This is a genomic window from Aeromonas sp. A04 (genome assembly GCF_047780465.1).
In the GTDB taxonomy this organism is placed as follows: domain Bacteria; phylum Pseudomonadota; class Gammaproteobacteria; order Enterobacterales; family Aeromonadaceae; genus Aeromonas; species Aeromonas bestiarum.
This window is the reverse complement of record NZ_JBLNHP010000003.1, coordinates 19,602-34,853: the sequence shown is the minus strand read 5'-3', so window position 1 is coordinate 34,853 and position 15,252 is coordinate 19,602. Positions and strand designations below refer to the sequence as shown.

The 15,252-nt window shown below is 63.8% G+C and carries 14 protein-coding genes; 7 read left to right on the top strand and 7 right to left on the bottom strand.

The genetic code is table 11. From position 1 onward, the window contains the following. Positions 1-41 precede the first annotated feature (41 nt). A complete protein-coding gene (gene viaA / locus ACM3N8_RS11405; protein WP_098984954.1) occupies positions 42-1,496 on the top strand; it encodes an ATPase RavA stimulator ViaA in 1,455 nt (484 codons plus the stop codon). Here viaA and ACM3N8_RS11400 read toward each other — a convergent pair. Then, positions 1,443-2,366 carry a DMT family transporter gene (locus ACM3N8_RS11400; protein ID WP_416016143.1) on the bottom strand — a complete coding sequence of 308 codons (924 nt, stop codon included), beginning with the start codon at positions 2,364-2,366 and terminating at the stop codon, positions 1,443-1,445. The genes viaA and ACM3N8_RS11400 overlap by 54 nt on opposite strands. A 137-nt stretch (positions 2,367-2,503) precedes the next feature. On the opposite strand from ACM3N8_RS11400, the gene ACM3N8_RS11395 reads away from it, so the two are divergent. Further along, positions 2,504-2,956 (top strand): Lrp/AsnC family transcriptional regulator, encoded by a 453-nt coding sequence (locus ACM3N8_RS11395; protein WP_416016142.1) that lies wholly within the window; start codon positions 2,504-2,506, stop codon positions 2,954-2,956. Positions 2,957-2,962: 6 nt separating this feature from the next. Here the strand turns inward: ACM3N8_RS11395 and ACM3N8_RS11390 are convergent, their stop codons facing one another. Next, positions 2,963-3,967 (bottom strand): sensor domain-containing diguanylate cyclase, encoded by a 1,005-nt coding sequence (locus ACM3N8_RS11390; RefSeq protein WP_098980751.1) that lies wholly within the window; start codon positions 3,965-3,967, stop codon positions 2,963-2,965. A gap of 213 nt (positions 3,968-4,180) precedes the next feature. On the opposite strand from ACM3N8_RS11390, the gene ACM3N8_RS11385 reads away from it, so the two are divergent. Both ACM3N8_RS11385 and prfC read left to right on the top strand, forming a co-directional pair. Continuing rightward, positions 4,181-6,043, top strand: coding sequence for a diguanylate cyclase (locus ACM3N8_RS11385; protein ID WP_416016219.1), 1,863 nt, complete (start codon positions 4,181-4,183; stop codon positions 6,041-6,043). A gap of 301 nt (positions 6,044-6,344) precedes the next feature. Further along, positions 6,345-7,931 (top strand): peptide chain release factor 3, encoded by a 1,587-nt coding sequence (gene prfC, locus ACM3N8_RS11380; protein ID WP_043135503.1) that lies wholly within the window; start codon positions 6,345-6,347, stop codon positions 7,929-7,931. A 122-nt stretch (positions 7,932-8,053) separates the two neighbouring features. Here prfC and ACM3N8_RS11375 read toward each other — a convergent pair whose 3' ends face one another. Further along, positions 8,054-8,518, bottom strand: coding sequence for a MarR family winged helix-turn-helix transcriptional regulator (locus ACM3N8_RS11375; RefSeq protein ID WP_416016141.1), 465 nt, complete (start codon positions 8,516-8,518; stop codon positions 8,054-8,056). 92 nt (positions 8,519-8,610) lie between these two features. Between ACM3N8_RS11375 and ACM3N8_RS11370 the strand changes: the two genes are divergently transcribed. Then, a complete protein-coding gene (locus tag ACM3N8_RS11370; protein WP_098980748.1) occupies positions 8,611-9,069 on the top strand; it encodes a carboxymuconolactone decarboxylase family protein in 459 nt (152 codons plus the stop codon). 55 nt (positions 9,070-9,124) lie between these two features. Here ACM3N8_RS11370 and ACM3N8_RS11365 read toward each other — a convergent pair whose 3' ends face one another. Both ACM3N8_RS11365 and ACM3N8_RS11360 read right to left on the bottom strand, forming a co-directional pair. Next, positions 9,125-10,063 carry a bifunctional helix-turn-helix transcriptional regulator/GNAT family N-acetyltransferase gene (locus tag ACM3N8_RS11365; protein WP_416016140.1) on the bottom strand — a complete coding sequence of 313 codons (939 nt, stop codon included), beginning with the start codon at positions 10,061-10,063 and terminating at the stop codon, positions 9,125-9,127. 205 nt (positions 10,064-10,268) lie between these two features. Continuing rightward, on the bottom strand, positions 10,269-11,306 hold the full coding sequence (locus ACM3N8_RS11360) for an alkene reductase (RefSeq protein ID WP_416016139.1): 1,038 nt from the start codon (positions 11,304-11,306) through the stop codon (positions 10,269-10,271). 187 nt (positions 11,307-11,493) lie between these two features. On the opposite strand from ACM3N8_RS11360, the gene ACM3N8_RS11355 reads away from it, so the two are divergent. Continuing rightward, entirely contained in the window at positions 11,494-12,060 is a 567-nt protein-coding gene (locus ACM3N8_RS11355) for a TetR/AcrR family transcriptional regulator (protein WP_005313321.1), read from the top strand. A gap of 130 nt (positions 12,061-12,190) precedes the next feature. Here ACM3N8_RS11355 and ACM3N8_RS11350 read toward each other — a convergent pair whose 3' ends face one another. Then, positions 12,191-12,526, bottom strand: coding sequence for an endonuclease domain-containing protein (locus ACM3N8_RS11350; RefSeq protein WP_290019087.1), 336 nt, complete (start codon positions 12,524-12,526; stop codon positions 12,191-12,193). Between the two features lie 448 nt (positions 12,527-12,974). Beyond that, positions 12,975-13,928, bottom strand: coding sequence for a LysR family transcriptional regulator (locus tag ACM3N8_RS11345; protein ID WP_416016138.1), 954 nt, complete (start codon positions 13,926-13,928; stop codon positions 12,975-12,977). A gap of 202 nt (positions 13,929-14,130) precedes the next feature. Here ACM3N8_RS11345 and aguA point away from each other — a divergent pair, with 202 nt between their 5' ends. Next, entirely contained in the window at positions 14,131-15,228 is a 1,098-nt protein-coding gene (aguA, locus tag ACM3N8_RS11340; RefSeq protein WP_416016137.1) for an agmatine deiminase, read from the top strand. The last annotated feature ends 24 nt before the right edge of the window (positions 15,229-15,252 follow it).

The window sequence follows — 15,252 nt, the reverse complement described above, 5'->3', positions numbered from 1 at the left end:
CGTGAGTGGGGTAGCCATGAGCCATGTCGGCGGAGGTCGCCATGCTTGAGATCGGCATGATGGACTTGGGGCTGCTCATCGGCGAGGGGGAGCTGGCGGGGGAGATGGCGCTGCTGCTCGCCTCGGCGCCCAAGATCTCCGAGTTCATCAAGCGCTCCCCGCTGCAGGGCAAGCTGCTGCAAAAGCGCATCCGGCGCTGGAGCGAGCAGCTCGGCGAGGAGATGCGCCACAAGCCGGTGCCGGTGGCGCTGGAGCAGGAGTACCGCTTGTATCAGGCGCACAAGGGCCTGTCGCTGGCCGAGCTGATGGGGCGCTTGCCGACCCTGCTGGACGGGCTGGAACAGTTCAGCCCCTTCGCCGGCGAGGCGCGCAGCCTGGTGCGCCAGATCATGGCCCACCCCACCGACAGTCAGCGGCTGTTGCTGATGGAGAAGTGGCGCACCAGCCTGGTGGGCAGCCTGCTGCAACTGCAGCAGCAGATCGCCGAGGCGGAGCGGGAGAAGCAGCGTCAGGAGATAGAAGATCAGCTGTTGGCGAGCCGCACCCTGGCCGATGCGCTGGATCCGAACCAGATCTCGGCCGGCGGCCTCTGGGATCTGGCCCAGGGCAGCTGGCACAAGCGCAGCCTGGTGCTGATCAAGCAGTATGCCCGCATGTTGCAGCGCGAACCCCTGCTGGCCGAGATAGCCAACCTGCTGGGGCGCAGCGAGCAGGACAACCGGGCCAACGAGTCCCCGGTGCCGCCGGTGCAGGTACACGAGCTGGAAGAGGTGCAGACCGACGACGTGCCGGACGATCTGGTGGGCATACACCCCGCCAGCGATCTGATGCGGCTGTTGCCGAGCGAGGCCGTGATGCTGGCCCTGCCCGAGCTGGAGCTGGAGTTCTATCGCCGCTATCTGGAGCGGCGCCTGCTCAGCTACCAGTCGCGGGGCACCTTGCCGCGCCAGCGTCTCCTGCTGCGCACCCCCGAGCTGGGAGGCCATCAGCTGCAGCAGCGGGGCCCTTTCATCGTCTGCATCGATACCTCGGGCTCCATGGGCGGTTATCCGGAGGAGTGCGCCAAGGCGCTGTTTCTGGCCCTGCTCAAGGTGGCGATGGACGAGAAGCGGGGCTGCTATCTGATGCTGTTTTCTACCGAGGTGGCGACCCTGGAGATCACCGCAGACACGGGGCTGGACAAGGCGGAGCGCTTCCTCTCCATGAGTTTTCACGGCGGCACCGATCTGGTGCCCTGCCTCGAGAAGGCGTTGATCAAGCTCGATGATCCCGCCTTCGCCAGGGCCGACGTGCTGGTGGTTTCCGACTTCATCGCCCAGAGCCTGCCGCACGCCCTGCTGGATCGGATGAACCGCCAGCGCAAACAGCAGACCCGTTTCCACGCCGTTGCCATGTCCCGCCACGCCAAGCCGGCGCTGCTGCGGGTGTTCGACAACAGCTGGCTACTCGACTGCGGCCTGCGCGGGCGCCTGCTGCGACGCTGGCAGCGCAGCTGAAACGCGCCGTACCGGCAGACTGGCCAGCACAACCCCGACACACAAGAGGCCAAGCGCCAGCCACACCGGCGGCGTGACGGCTTCTCCCAGCAGCCACCAGGCCAGCATGGCCGCCATCACGGGCGTGAGCGAGCCGAGCGCCGAGCTGACCTCGGCGCCCAGGGTGCGGATGGCATGGGCGTAACAGAGCGCCGCCAGCAGGCCGGCGCCTATCCCTTGCAGCAGGCCCTGCCATAGCCAGACGCTGGCATGACTCACCGCGGGCAAGGGGCTCCACAGGAGCGTCGGCAGCAGCAACAGGGCCGACGGCACCGCCACCAGCGCGGCCGCATCCAGCGCCGCCAGTCCGCTGCGTCTGACCGCCAGGGTAAACAGGGCCCACAGCAGGGCCGCCCCCAGAAAGCAGACTTGTCCCTGCCACAATCCCGGTTTTCCGCCCAGCAACAGGATTGCGGTGGCCAGCGCTATGAGGGCGAGCCCCCAGCGCCGCTGCGCGGGGCAGGGGGCGCGCCACAGCAGCAGGCCCAGCAGGCTGACCATGAGGGGCACTGTGCCCGGGATCAGGGCGCTGCCCTGGGCCACAGGGGCCAGCTGCATGCCGGTGGCGCCGAGCCAGAAGAAGGGCAGGCCGGCCCCCGCCAGCATGGCCAGCTGCCAGCGAAGGGGCGTGCGGCGCAGGCGGATGCGGTGACGCCAGTAATAGGGGAGCAGCAGCAGGGCCGGAATGCCGAAGCGCAGCAGCGCCAGCGCCTGTGGCGGGAGCTTCTCCTCGGCGCCGAGACGCAGGGAGAGAAAGAAACCGGACCAGAGTAGCACGGTGGCGAGGGCGGCGGCCCAGCCGCTGTAACGGGGTGACAGTGTGAATGACATCGGGCTCCCTCCATGGCGTGTCCCGGGTCATTATCTCGCCAGGAGGGAGGGTGTTGCAGGGCAAACTGTTTGAGAAATTCGGGTGTAATTGCTAGTTTCAGCCAATCCAAAATGAATTTTTACCGGATATCACCAAGATGCTCGACAGGATTGATTTACATCTGCTGCGGCTGCTGCAACAGGATGGGCGCCTCACGACAGTGGAGCTGGCGGATCGGGTCGGGTTGTCTGCCTCCCCCTGTGCCCGGCGCCTGAAGCGGCTGGAGGGGGAGGGCCACATACGGGGGTATCGCGCCGTGCTGGCGCGGGAGAAGCTCGGCCTTGGCATCACCATCTTCGTCAACGTGCGGCTCAGCCAGCACAGGGAGCCGCTGGTGGAGGCCTTCGAGCAGGCAGTGGCAGCCATGGCGGAGGTGATCAGCTGTCACACAGTCTCCGGCAACTACGACTACCTGCTGGAGGTGGTGGTGCCCGACCTGCCCGCCTACGAGCAGTGGATCCGGCGGTTGCAGTCCCAGGACATGGTCAACGACATCAGCAGCCACTTCGCCATTCGCGCGGTCAAGGTGATGGGGCCGCTGCCCATTTGACCGGGTTCAGGTACAGGGCTGGTGGCCGAGTCCGCGCTCGTTCACCTGCTCCTGATCCAGCAGCGGCTGGCCGCTCGGCTGGGAGACGTAAAAGCCTCGCTTGCCGCTGCGCTTGACCCTGTACATGGCCTGATCGGCCCGGGCCAGCGCCGTGCTGAAGTCATCCTGTGGCCGGATCGCCGCTATCCCCATGCTCAGCCCTACGGCGGCGTCGCCGTTGGGCAGCTCGAACGGGGTCGAGATGGCATCTATGCAGCGGCGGGCCAGGTGGCTGGTGCGGGGATCCTCGCTGGCCCAGGGCAGCAGCAACACGAACTCGTCGCCGCCGAGGCGGCCGATCCTGACCCCCTCCTCGCAGCAGGCCTTGAGTCGCCGGGTGAGGGCGATCAGCAGCTCGTCTCCGGCCCTGTGGCCCAGGTTGTCGTTGACCTGCTTGAAGTCGTCGAGATCGATGAAGCAGATGGCCTCGAACGTCTGCGGGAACTGGCGTTGCAGCGCTGTGCGGTTGAGCAGGCCGGTGAGGGGATCCCGGTGGGCCAGCTGGGCCAGCTGCTGCTCGTACTCCTTCTCGTGGGTGATATCGATGTGGGTGCCCATCACCCGCAGCGGCTTGCCCTCTTCATCCCACTCCACCACCCGGCCCCGATCCAGCACCCAGGTGATCTTGCCATCCTTGGCGATCATGCGGTGCATCGCCTGATAAAACGGGCTCTTGCCGCTCAGGTGATCGAAGAAGGCCTGCAACACCCGCTCCCTGTCCTCCGGATGCAGGTGTTCGCGCCACACATCGAAGTGGGCCGACAGCTCCTTGGGCTGGTAGCCGAGCATGGCGCCCCAGCGCCGGTTGAAGATGATGAGCTTGCCGGTGGGCACGTGATTCTGCCAGATGCACAGGCCTGTGCCGTCCATGGCGGCCTCCAGCTTCTCCCGTGCATCCTCGGCCACCCGCTTCAGCCGCTCATTCTCCTGCAGCAGCCTGTCATAGGCGGCCTGCAGCTCCTCGTGTGTCATGAAGGCACTCTTCCCTGTGGTGAATGTCGCTATAGTCGATGCTGCTTTTCCTCCTGTAAAGGGGATGAGAACGCCAGTGTGAGGGCCAGCCTGAACCTGTGGTTTTTCTCTCCCTCACTCTGGTTGCTGTGCCCATGGGCAAGGAGAGATATGATGGGGCATCCGAGTGCCAGCACCATCGAATGGGGAAACCGAACCGGCATGAAACGCATCATGACCTTGATCCTGCTGACCTGCCTGTGCGGTGCCCCCGCCTGGGCGGCCAGGGTGCCGCTCGTCGAGCCGCAACTGTCCCGAGAGTTGCAACTGCTGGAGGAGGGATTCCAGCCAGACCGCATGTTCCGCTTGCGCATCGCCGCCCTGGTGGCGAGCCGCGCCGCTTACCCGCCCGAGGTGCAGGGCCGCATAGTCCGGCTGCAGTGCTGGGCCATGTCTGCCGAGCGGGACAGCGAATATCGCGCCGTGGTGGCCTTTGCCGACCAGGAGCTGGCCCTCGCCCGTGAGCGCAAGGACAGGATCACCGAGAGCGGCCTGCTCACCTGTCGCGGTTTTCACCAGCAGATGCTGGGCAACATGGAGCAGGCCGGGGCCGATTACGAGCAGGCGCTGGTGCTGGCGCGCAGGCTGGGGGATAGGGTGCAGGAGGCCGACATCCTCAGCTACCGTGGCGACATGAAAGCCTATCAGGGGGAGTTGGCCGAGGGGCTGATGGAGCTCATCGAGGCACACAAGCGCTTCGAGGCGCTGGGGCAGGATGGCAAGGCGCGGGAGGTGTTGTCCCAGATCGCCAACGCCTACCGGCGCATGGGGCTCTATGCACGGGCCGAAGGCTACTTTCAGGAGCTGGAGCGCGACTACAGCACCCTGGGGGATCAGGAGCGGCTGGTGGACATTCGCTCCCAGCAGGGGCTGCTCTATGCCGAGATGGGGGAGTTCAACCGCGCCTTGCCGCTGATGGCGCAGGCCGAGCAGCTCTATCGTTCGCAACACAAGGAGGGCTTGCTGGCCTGGATCCAGATAGAAATGGCCACCATCCTGATCAACCAGGGCAAGGTGGCCGAGGCCATGGCCAGACTGCAGCAGGCCGATGTCATACTGCGCAGCCGCGAGGATGTCGACAGCGTGACCCTGGCCCACTGGCAACTGGTGATGGGCATGGCGGAGGACGCACTGGGCCATCCGACCAAGGCGCTCTACTACCTGACGCACGCCGAACCCATCTTCGCCAGGGAGAAGAACCAGCGTTTCCTGGCACGGGTCTACGAGGTGCGGGCCCGCATTCTCGAACAGCAGGGCCAGGTCAATGCGGCCCTGGCCAGCCTCAAGCTGTACGTGCAGACCCGGCACGCCCTCGAGCTGGTGCTCAGGGAGCAGCGCTCCCTGCAGATGCGCTTCGAGTTCGATCTGGCCCGCAAGGAGCTGGAGAACCAGGCCCTCAAGACCAAGCAATTGTTGCAGGAGGCCAAACTCAAGCAGTTGCAGGAGCGGCGGCAATGGCAATACCTGGTGGTGATCCTGCTGCTGGTGGTGATGGGCATGCTGGCGCTGTACCAGTTCAACCGCTCCCGCAAGCTGCGTCGGCTCGCCATGACAGATGACCTCACCGGCATCCACAACCGCCGCCAGATCCAGGCCCAGGGGCAGGCCTGGTTCAAGCAGGCGAGGGAGCAGGGCAAGTCCCTGTGCGTACTGATCCTGGACATAGACCACTTCAAGCAGGTCAATGACAGGCTGGGCCACCACATGGGGGATCAGGTGCTGGCGGCCGTCGCCAGGAGCATAGCCGCCCAGCTGCGCACCCTGGACAGGGTGGGGCGCAACGGCGGCGAGGAGTTTCTGGTGCTGTTGCCCGACACCTGCATGGCGGAGGCGGTCGAGGTGGCGGAGCGGATCCGCCATCGGGTCTCCCAGCTGCGCATCGAGGGGATGCCGGAGGGGCATCCGGTGCACGTCAGCATAGGCTGTGCCCAATACAGCCCTCTCGACGACAGCCTGGGGGATCTGATCCAGCGAGCCGACGAGGCCATGTACAGGGCCAAGCAGGCCGGCCGCAATCGGGTGATGCGGGCCGAGTAGGGCGCTCCGGCGTCCTTCGCGAACGGCCCTAAGCCGGGCTGGGTATTTTTCACTCGCGCGGGTATAATGTCGCGCAATTTTGCTTTGACTCAGGCGAGAAGACCCATGTAATGCAACCCGCTTCCCCTGTCCCACCCGGTTGGCCTCGGTGCCGGCCCGTGTGGCGTTAGTTGCATGCAGTCCTGTGTATGCCGGCGGACCCGAGGCCGCATACATGCAAATGTGCCGTGAGTCGAATGCGGCATCCCGGATTTATTCCCACGGTGGCCAAGGCCATCGCTCAATAGAAGAACGTTGAATTATGTCAGCTGAATTTCTGAGTGAAGTCTCCAAGAGACGCACTTTTGCGATCATCTCGCACCCGGATGCGGGTAAAACCACCATCACCGAAAAAGTCCTGCTGTTCGGACAGGCCATTCAGCGCGCCGGTACCGTCAAGGGCCGTGGCTCAGGCCAGCATGCCAAATCCGACTGGATGGAGATGGAGAAGCAGCGCGGTATCTCCATCACCACCTCTGTGATGCAGTTCCCCTATGCCAACTGCCTGGTCAACCTGCTCGATACCCCGGGTCACGAGGACTTCTCCGAAGATACCTACCGTACCCTCACCGCGGTCGACTGTTGCCTGATGGTCATCGACGCCGCCAAGGGTGTTGAAGACAGAACCCGCAAGCTGATGGAAGTCACCCGTCTGCGGGATACCCCCATACTCACCTTCATGAACAAGCTGGACCGTGAAGTGCGCGATCCCATGGAAGTCATGGACGAGGTGGAGCGCGAGCTGAAGATCATGTGCGCCCCCATCACCTGGCCCATCGGCTGTGGCAAATCCTTCAAGGGTGTCTATCACCTCTACAAGGATGAGGTCTATCTGTACCAGACAGGTCAGGGCCACACCATCCAGGAGAAGCGGGTGGTCAAGGGCCTGCACAACCCGGATCTGGACGCCGCCATCGGCGAGGATCTGGCGGCCCAGCTGCGCGGTGAACTGGAGCTGGTGCAGGGCGCCTCTCCCGAGTTCGATCACGAGGCCTTCATCGCCGGCGAGATGACCCCTGTCTTCTTCGGTACCGCGCTCGGCAACTTCGGCGTCGACCACATGCTGGATGGCCTGACCGACTGGGCGCCGGCGCCCATGCCGCGCAAGGCCGAGAGCCGTCTGGTCGAGGCGACCGAGGAGAAATTCTCCGGCTTCGTGTTCAAGATCCAGGCGAACATGGATCCGAAACACCGCGACCGTATCGCCTTCATGCGCGTGGTGTCCGGCACTTACAGCAAGGGCATGAAGATGCGCCATGTGCGCATCGGCAAGGACGTGAACATCTCAGACGCCGTCACCTTCATGGCCGGTGATCGGGAGCAGGCCATCGAGGCCGTCGCTGGCGATATCATAGGTCTGCACAACCACGGCACCATACAGATAGGCGACACCTTCACCCAGGGTGAGGATCTCAAGTTCACCGGCATCCCGAACTTCGCCCCCGAGCTGTTCCGCCGCATCCGCCTGCGCGATCCGCTCAAGCAGAAGCAGCTGCTCAAGGGGCTGGTGCAGCTCTCCGAAGAGGGCGCCGTGCAGGTGTTCCGTCCGCTTATCAGCAACGATCTCATCGTCGGCGCCGTCGGTGTGCTGCAGTTCGATGTTGTGGTTTCGCGTCTGAAGAGCGAGTACAACGTCGAGGCGCTGTACGAGGCGGTCAACGTCTCCACCGCCCGCTGGGTGGAAGGGACCGACGTCAAGAAGTTCGAGGAGTTCAAGCGCAAGAACGAACTGAACCTGGCGCTGGATGGCGGTGACAACCTCACCTACATAGCCCCGACCATGGTCAACCTGCGTCTGTCTCAGGAGCGTCACCCGGACGTTCACTTCCGTCAGACTCGCGAGCACTGATAAGCGCTTGCCAGATAGGCAGACAAGATAAAAAAAGACCCCGCCCAGGCGGGGTCTTTTTTTGCATGGCGATCAAGGATCGGATGGGTGGATGGGCCAGCTGGAGACCGGCCTGGATGGCGTCAGGTCTCGTCCTCCATGCCGCTGGCGAGGCTCGCCAGCCAGCGTTTGACCAGCCGCAGCTCGGTTTCATCGAGGGGGGCCGCCAGCGCCTGCTCCAGCAGGGCGACCCTGGCCTTGGCCTGCGCCAGCAGTTCAGCCCCGGCGGGACTGAGGCTGAGCTGCTGGATGCGGCCATGGACCGCGTGAGGGGTGCGGGCCAGCAGGCCGCTGCGCTCCAGGCTGGTCACCATGGGGCTTATCGTCTGGGGGGTGAGCAGGGTCAGCCGGGCGAGCTCGGCGTTGGAGCTGCCGGGGTAGGCATCCAGCATGGTCAGCAGGGTAAACTGGGGGGCCGTGACGGGCAAGTCCGCCAGTGCCCGCTCCATGCGCAGGCGCTGGGCGGCGGCGGCCTGGCGCAGCAGATAGCCGAGGTGGCCCGCCTCGCCACGCTTGCCTTCGCCGGGGGTGGGAGTCTCTGGTTTCAATCCAGTCTCAACAAGGGGCTTGTCTATCATGTCAGGGGGCTGATATATTGTTCGTGTCCTGATATTAAGCCATGACGAAGGAGAACACCAGAATGAGCACCCGCATCGATTACCCCCACTTTCGCCAGCTGCTGCCAGCAGCCCACGATGCCTTGATCGCCGCCGGCAAGGCGGTGGACGACGCCGGCCTCGACAAGGAGCTGAGCGAGCTGGTGAAGCTGCGCGCCTCCCAGCTCAACGGCTGCAGCTTCTGCCTGCAATATCATCTCAATATCGCCCGTCGCAGCGGAGTGGGGCAGGCCAGGCTGGATCAGCTGGCTGCCTGGCGCGATGCCACCGTCTTCACTGCATCTGAGCGGGCGGCCCTGGCCTGGACCGAGTGCCTGACCCGTTTGCCCGAGGCCGGGGTGCCCGATGCGCTTTATGGGGAGCTGCGCGAGCACTTCAGCGAAGCCGAGATAGTGCAGCTGTCGGTGACTGTGGCCACCATCAACAGCTGGAACCGGCTCGGGGTGGCGCTGCGCTTCGTGCCGCCCGCCGCTCAGCTTTAAGCAGAAGAAAAGGGCGGCACCAGTGCCGCCCTTTTCTCATCCTCGACCCCATGTCTCAGGCGATCGTCTGGCCATCGCCGGTGCCAAGCGCCAGCACCATGCAGATCTCGCAGGCATCGTGGCCGGTGCAGCCGAGCGGCCCCGGCAGGTGCTCGAAACCCAGCGACGCGTAGAGCGTGGTCGCCTCGCGCAACACCTCGGTGGTTTCCAGATAGCAGCGCTGGTAACCCAGGATTCTCGCCTCGTCCAGCGCCTGCAACACCAGTCGCCGCCCCAGTCCCAGCCCGCGCAGGGAGGGCATGAAGTACATCTTTTGCAGCTCGCAGACCCGATCCTCTTCCCCCGCCAGCGGCGCTATGCCGCCGCCACCGAGGATGGTGCCATCGGGCCCCTCGATCACCCAGTAGCGGCTCTTCTCCCCTTGGTAGGTTTCGTGCAACCGATCCAGGTTGGGGTCGGCCACGCCATAGCCCTTGTCGGCGGTGAGGCCGTATTCGGCGGAGACGGCGCGCACCACGGCAGCGATATGGGGGTTGTCGGCGGCTGTGATGGGACGGATGCGGTAGCCCTGCTGACGGCGGGCGCGGGAGAGGGCGCTGCGGTAGAGACGCAGGCCGGCCCACAGCTGCTCGCGCTCGCTCAGAGTGAGCTGGGCCAGGGTCTCTTCCATGGCGTTGTCCATCTCCTGATGCAGATCCAGCAGCTGGGCCTGGCCGGCGATGGTGAGGCGCGCCTCCTTGCTGCGGCCATCGGACGGGTGGGGGTGCCAGCTGATGAGTTCGCGCTCGGCGAGCCGCGCCAGCGGACGGCTGGCGTTGGATTTGTCGATGCGCAGCCGCTCTGCCAGCTGCTGGTTGGTGGCGGGGCCGTTCTCCAGCTCGATCAGCAGATGGGCTTCTAGCGGGGTGAGCGCCAGTTCGCCGCACTGCTGGGAGAGCATGCCGAGTTCGCGAACCAGATCGCGCGACAGGGCGCGCAGGGGACGGGGATCCATATCAGGGCTTCCTATTTGGTTGTCGTCAACAACCAATATAGTCAACAAGTTGTCACTAGCAACCTTTTTATGAGGCTTGAATGGTGGAGCAGGAGGCGGGCAAGGAGAGGACGGACATAAAAAAGGGCCCGTAAGGGGCCCAAACATTGGAAACCCGCGCCCGGAGGCGCGGATCCCATCCTTGGTTGGTCATAAACCGGGGTGCTTACACCAGATCGGCCAGCATGGCATCGGCATAGGGAACCAGCGTCTCGCCCTTCTGCACCCTGGCGATGTAGTCCGGGTTGGCGATCAGCGGGCGGCCGATGGCGACGAGGTCGAAGCGGTTGGCCTTGATGGCATCCAGGGCTGTGTCGGCGCTGTAGTTGCCCACCCCCACCAGATGACCGTCGTAATGGGCGCGCAGGTAGTCGGAGGCGCGGCCATCCAGATAGTCGAAGGTGAGGCTGTCATCGAAGATGCCCAGATGCACATAGGCCAGGGCGCGCCGGTTCAGTTCGCTCAGCAGATGGTCGAACACGGCGCGATCCCGCTGGTCACCCTCAAGGTGCACATAGGCACCGGGGGAGAGGCGCAGGCCAACCCGCTCGGATCCGATGCGGGCGTTGACCGCATCCACCACTTCCAGTGCGAAGCGGCTCATGTTCTGCGGGCTGCCACCGTACTGATCGCTGCGCAGGTTGCTCGAGTGGTGCAGGAACTGATCGATGAGGTAGCCGTTGGCGCCGTGGATCTCCACTCCGTCGAAGCCCGCCTCTATGGCGTTGGCTGCGGCCTGGGCGTAATCCTCGGCCAGCTGGCCTATCTCGGCCACTGTCAGGGGACGGGGGACCTGATAGACCAGCTCGCGCATGCGCGGTACCGTGCCTTCATGGGCGACGGCAGACGGTGCCAGCACCTCGCCATGGTGGAAGAAGGGGTGGGAGAGGCGACCCACGTGCCACAGCTGGGCGAAGATCTTGCCGCCATTGGCGTGCACGGCGCTGGTGACGTTTTTCCAGCCTGCGATCTGCTCCGGGCTGTAGATCCCTGGGGTGTTGGGATAGCCCTGGCCGTCCGGACGAATGATGGTGGCTTCGGAAATGATGAGGCCGATGTCGGCACGACGGGCGTAATAGGCGGCCATCTGCTCGGTGGGCACCAGGCCCGGGCCGGCCATGCAACGGGTAAGCGGTGCCATCATGAAGCGATTCGCGAGGGTGAGGGTGTCGTTGAGGCGATAGGGCTGAAACAGGGTATTCATGATCGTCTGTCCTGAGGGAGTGATTCTTGAACGTGCATTCAAGACGTTTTTTGTTTTGTGTGCAAGTCTTTTTTGAACGAGCATTCAACATGGGTTGGTCTTGACTGCCCGCTGGGGTAAACTTGCCGCCCTTTTTGTTCCCCCTCATCGGCTCTGCGCCGGTGATCGCTTTTTCAACGGAGAAACCATGCGCAGCGCCGAGTTCAACCGGGACGACGTCTTGCGAAATGCCATGGAGGCATTTCGGGCCAAGGGTTACGCCAAGACCACCATGCAGGAGCTGGTGGCGGCGACCGGGTTGCATCCGGGCAGCCTCTACGCGGCGTTTGGCAACAAACGCGGCCTGCTGCTGGCGGCGGTCGATCACTATGTGCAGGAGAAAAGCGCGTTGCGTCGTGGCTTCTTTGCCGGCCAGAGCCCGCTGGCGGGGGTGCAGGCCTACCTCAGCCAGATAGTGAACGATGCCCTGTGCGGCACCTGTCTGGTGACGCGCACCCTGATGGAGCTGGCGGAGCAGGACGAAGAGCTGCACCTGCGGCTCAAGGCCATCTATGCCGAGCTGGATGCCGATCTGGCGCAGATCCTGAGTCTCGCCCAGCAGCGCGGCGAGCTGATGGCCGACCGCGACATCCCGACCCTGACCGCCTTCCTGCTCATCAACATCCAGGGTCTGGTCACCTTCGCCCAGTGCCGCCCCGACCGCGCCCTGCTCGATGGGGTCGTCACCCAGCTGATGACGGCCCTGCGGGCATGATGACAGGCAGAGAAACAACAGTGGCTCCCGCGGGAGCCACTGTTGTTTCTGGGGATGTTACACGCAGCTGGGTTGTTTGCTCCCTTCTCCCCTCACGGGAGAAGGGTTGGGGATGAGGGGCAGTCTCTGCTCAGCGCAATGAGAGCAAAAGAAGTCCCAGTACGGCCTCCATCCGACTCAATACATCGTTATTCCACACCCTGATCACCTGAAAGCCCTGCTCATTGAGGTAGGCCGTTCTTGTTTCATCATGATGCCGCCCTGCCGGTTCGTTGTGCTGCGACCCATCTACCTCGATGATCAGCTTCTGCTCAAGAGAGATGAAATCGACAATGTAGGGCCCGATGGGCATCTGGCGACGGAATTTCACCCCTGCCAGACGGCGGTTGCGCAATTGCTGCCACAGCTTCTGTTCGGCAAGGGTGGCTTCTCGCCTCATGCGTTTGGCAAAGGGATGGGTCTTCATGGCGCATATCCAGTGCTATTTGACCCTATTAGATATAGCCATTCCCTCGTCTGGTGGCTGAGTGGGTTCCTTCCCCTCACCCTGGCCCTCTCCCAGAGGGAGAGGGGACAGATCGAGTGACAGTTGTCATTTTGTTGGTCATCTCGGGGCCATCATGGCGTGTTGTGACAATGAACTGATGAACTAATGAGTCGATAGGTCGATGTGCTTGTGGGATCGATATACTTCGCCCCGACAGACAGGTTGTCAGCCATGTTGCCAGTGGCGCAGGATCAGCTCCCTTCTCCCCTTGCGGGAGAAGGGTTGGGGATGAGGGGGAGGTCATTTACAGCGGAAGAGAGGGGCTCGAGAGAGCTTACCTCGGGCCAACCAGCTCCTTCATCAGCCCTTTTAGCCATACCAATGCGGGCTGCCGGGCATGGTACGTGAGATGCCAGACGCAGCGGGCTTACCTCGGGCCAACCAACTCCTTCATCAGCCCTTTTAACCACACCAGAGCCGGTTGTTGCGCATGCACCGGGTGCCAGACGCAGTTGAGGTGATAGTCGGGCACATCCGCAGGCAGTGGCAGGCTTTTCAGCGGCCAGTGGCTGGCGAGCAGTTCGGCCACCATGCTGGGCAGCACCAGCAGGTGGTCGCTCTGGCTGACGATGGCGGCAGCGGACATATAGCTCTGACTGTTGACCGAGATGGTGCGACTAAAGCCCAGCGTCTTCAGATAGCGATCCAGGCTCGCCTCCGAGGTGCCGAGCGGAGAGTGGAACACATGGGGCATCTCGATCAGCTGCTCAAGCGTGATGCGCTCCTGCCATTGGGAGGGATCGCTCTCGGTCCCGGTGGTCGCCGATTTGGCGATGGGCAGATCGGCGCGCACCAGCCCGGCCAGCGGCTCGGTGAGCCAGGTCTCCTTGCCCAGATACCCAGGCACCTGCATGTATTCGTCAAAGCCCAGCACCAGATCGATTTCGCCGCTCGCCAGCTCGGCTTCGGGCAGGGTATCGCGCAGTATGCGGATCTCTATGGTGACCCCGGGTGCCAGCCCCTTGAGACGCTGAATGAGCGGCGGGATCAGCACGCACTCCACATAATCCGTGGTGCAGAGCACGAAGCGGCGCTTCGACTGGCTAGGCTCGAATACCTCCTCGTCGGAGAGCTGTTGCTCCAGCAGTCGTAGCGCCTGCTGCACGCCAAGATGCAGCCGCTGGGCGCGCGGGGTCGGCAGCATTCCCTGCGGGGTGCGCACCAGCAGCGGGTCGCCAAAGAAGGTGCGCAGCCGACCTAGGGCGTGGCTCATGGCGGGCTGGCTGATAAAGAGCGTCTCGGCGGCGCGGGTGACGCTGCCTTGCGTCATCAGGGCGTCAAAGGCGAGCAGCAGATTGAGGTCGAGCTGGTGCAATTTCATGGTGGGATCATTTGCCATGCTTATGGGACAATCCATCCTATTCATTTGATGGATGGGTGCGCAACTTCTTACACTGCGGACCACGCTTATTTTTTCCAGGGGGCGCCCGTCCGGCACGCTGCCGGGGCGGGGCCCGCCCGTTTCCCCCATTACCGGCCCCGTGAGGCGTGCATCGCCATCACAGGCCCGCAAGGATATTGCGATGAGCATCAAGACGATCAACTCCACCCCAGTCGCCGACGGCTTCACCATGCCCGCCGAGTGGGCGCATCAGCAGGCCGTCTGGATGATCTGGCCGTTCCGTCCGGACAACTGGCGTGAAGCCGGTCGCTTCGCCCAAGCGACCTTCGCCAAGGTAGCTGATGCCATAGGCAAGGCCACTCCTGTCTTTATGGGGGTGCCAGCCGAGTTTATGGAGCAGGCCCGCGCCATCATGCCCGCCCACGTTACCCTGGTAGAAATGGCCAGCGATGACTGCTGGGCCCGCGACACAGGCCCGACCGTGGTCACCAACGCAGCCGGCGAGTGCCGTGGGGTGGACTGGGGCTTCAATGCCTGGGGCGGCCACAAGGGCGGTCTCTACTACCCCTGGGATCAGGATGAAAAAGTGGCGGCCCAGATGCTGGCCCAGCACGGCATGGATCGTTACGATGCGCCGCTCATTCTGGAAGGGGGCTCCATCCACGTCGATGGCGAAGGCACCTGCATGACCACAGCCGAGTGCCTGCTCAACGAAAACCGCAACCCGCACCTGAGCAAGGAGCAGATCGAAGCTTATCTGCGTGACTATCTGGGCGTGAAGAGCTTTATCTGGCTGGGCGAGGGCGTCTATATGGACGAGACCGACGGCCATATCGACAACATCTGCTGCTTCGTGCGCCCGGGCGAAGTTGCCCTGCACTGGACCGACGATCAAAACGATCCCCAGTACGCCCGCTCCCTGGCCGCCCTCAAGGTGCTGGAAGCTGCGGTGGACGCCAAGGGTCGCCAGCTGAAAGTGTGGAAGCTGCCCCAGCCGGGCCCGCTGTTCTGCACCGAGGAAGAGTCCGCCGGTGTCGAGAGCGGTACCGGTGTGCCGCGCGAGGCCGAAGGTCGTCTGGCCGGCTCCTACGTGAACTTCCTCATCACCAACGATCGCATCGTCTACCCTCTGCTGGATGCCGCCACCGATGGCGAAGCCCAGCGCATTCTGGAAGAGATCTTCCCGGATCACACAGTGGTCGGCGTACCGGCCCGCGAGATCCTGCTGGGCGGTGGCAATATCCACTGTATCACCCAGCAGATCCCCTCCGGCAAGTAAGAACCGGTTCCAGTTGGTATTCAA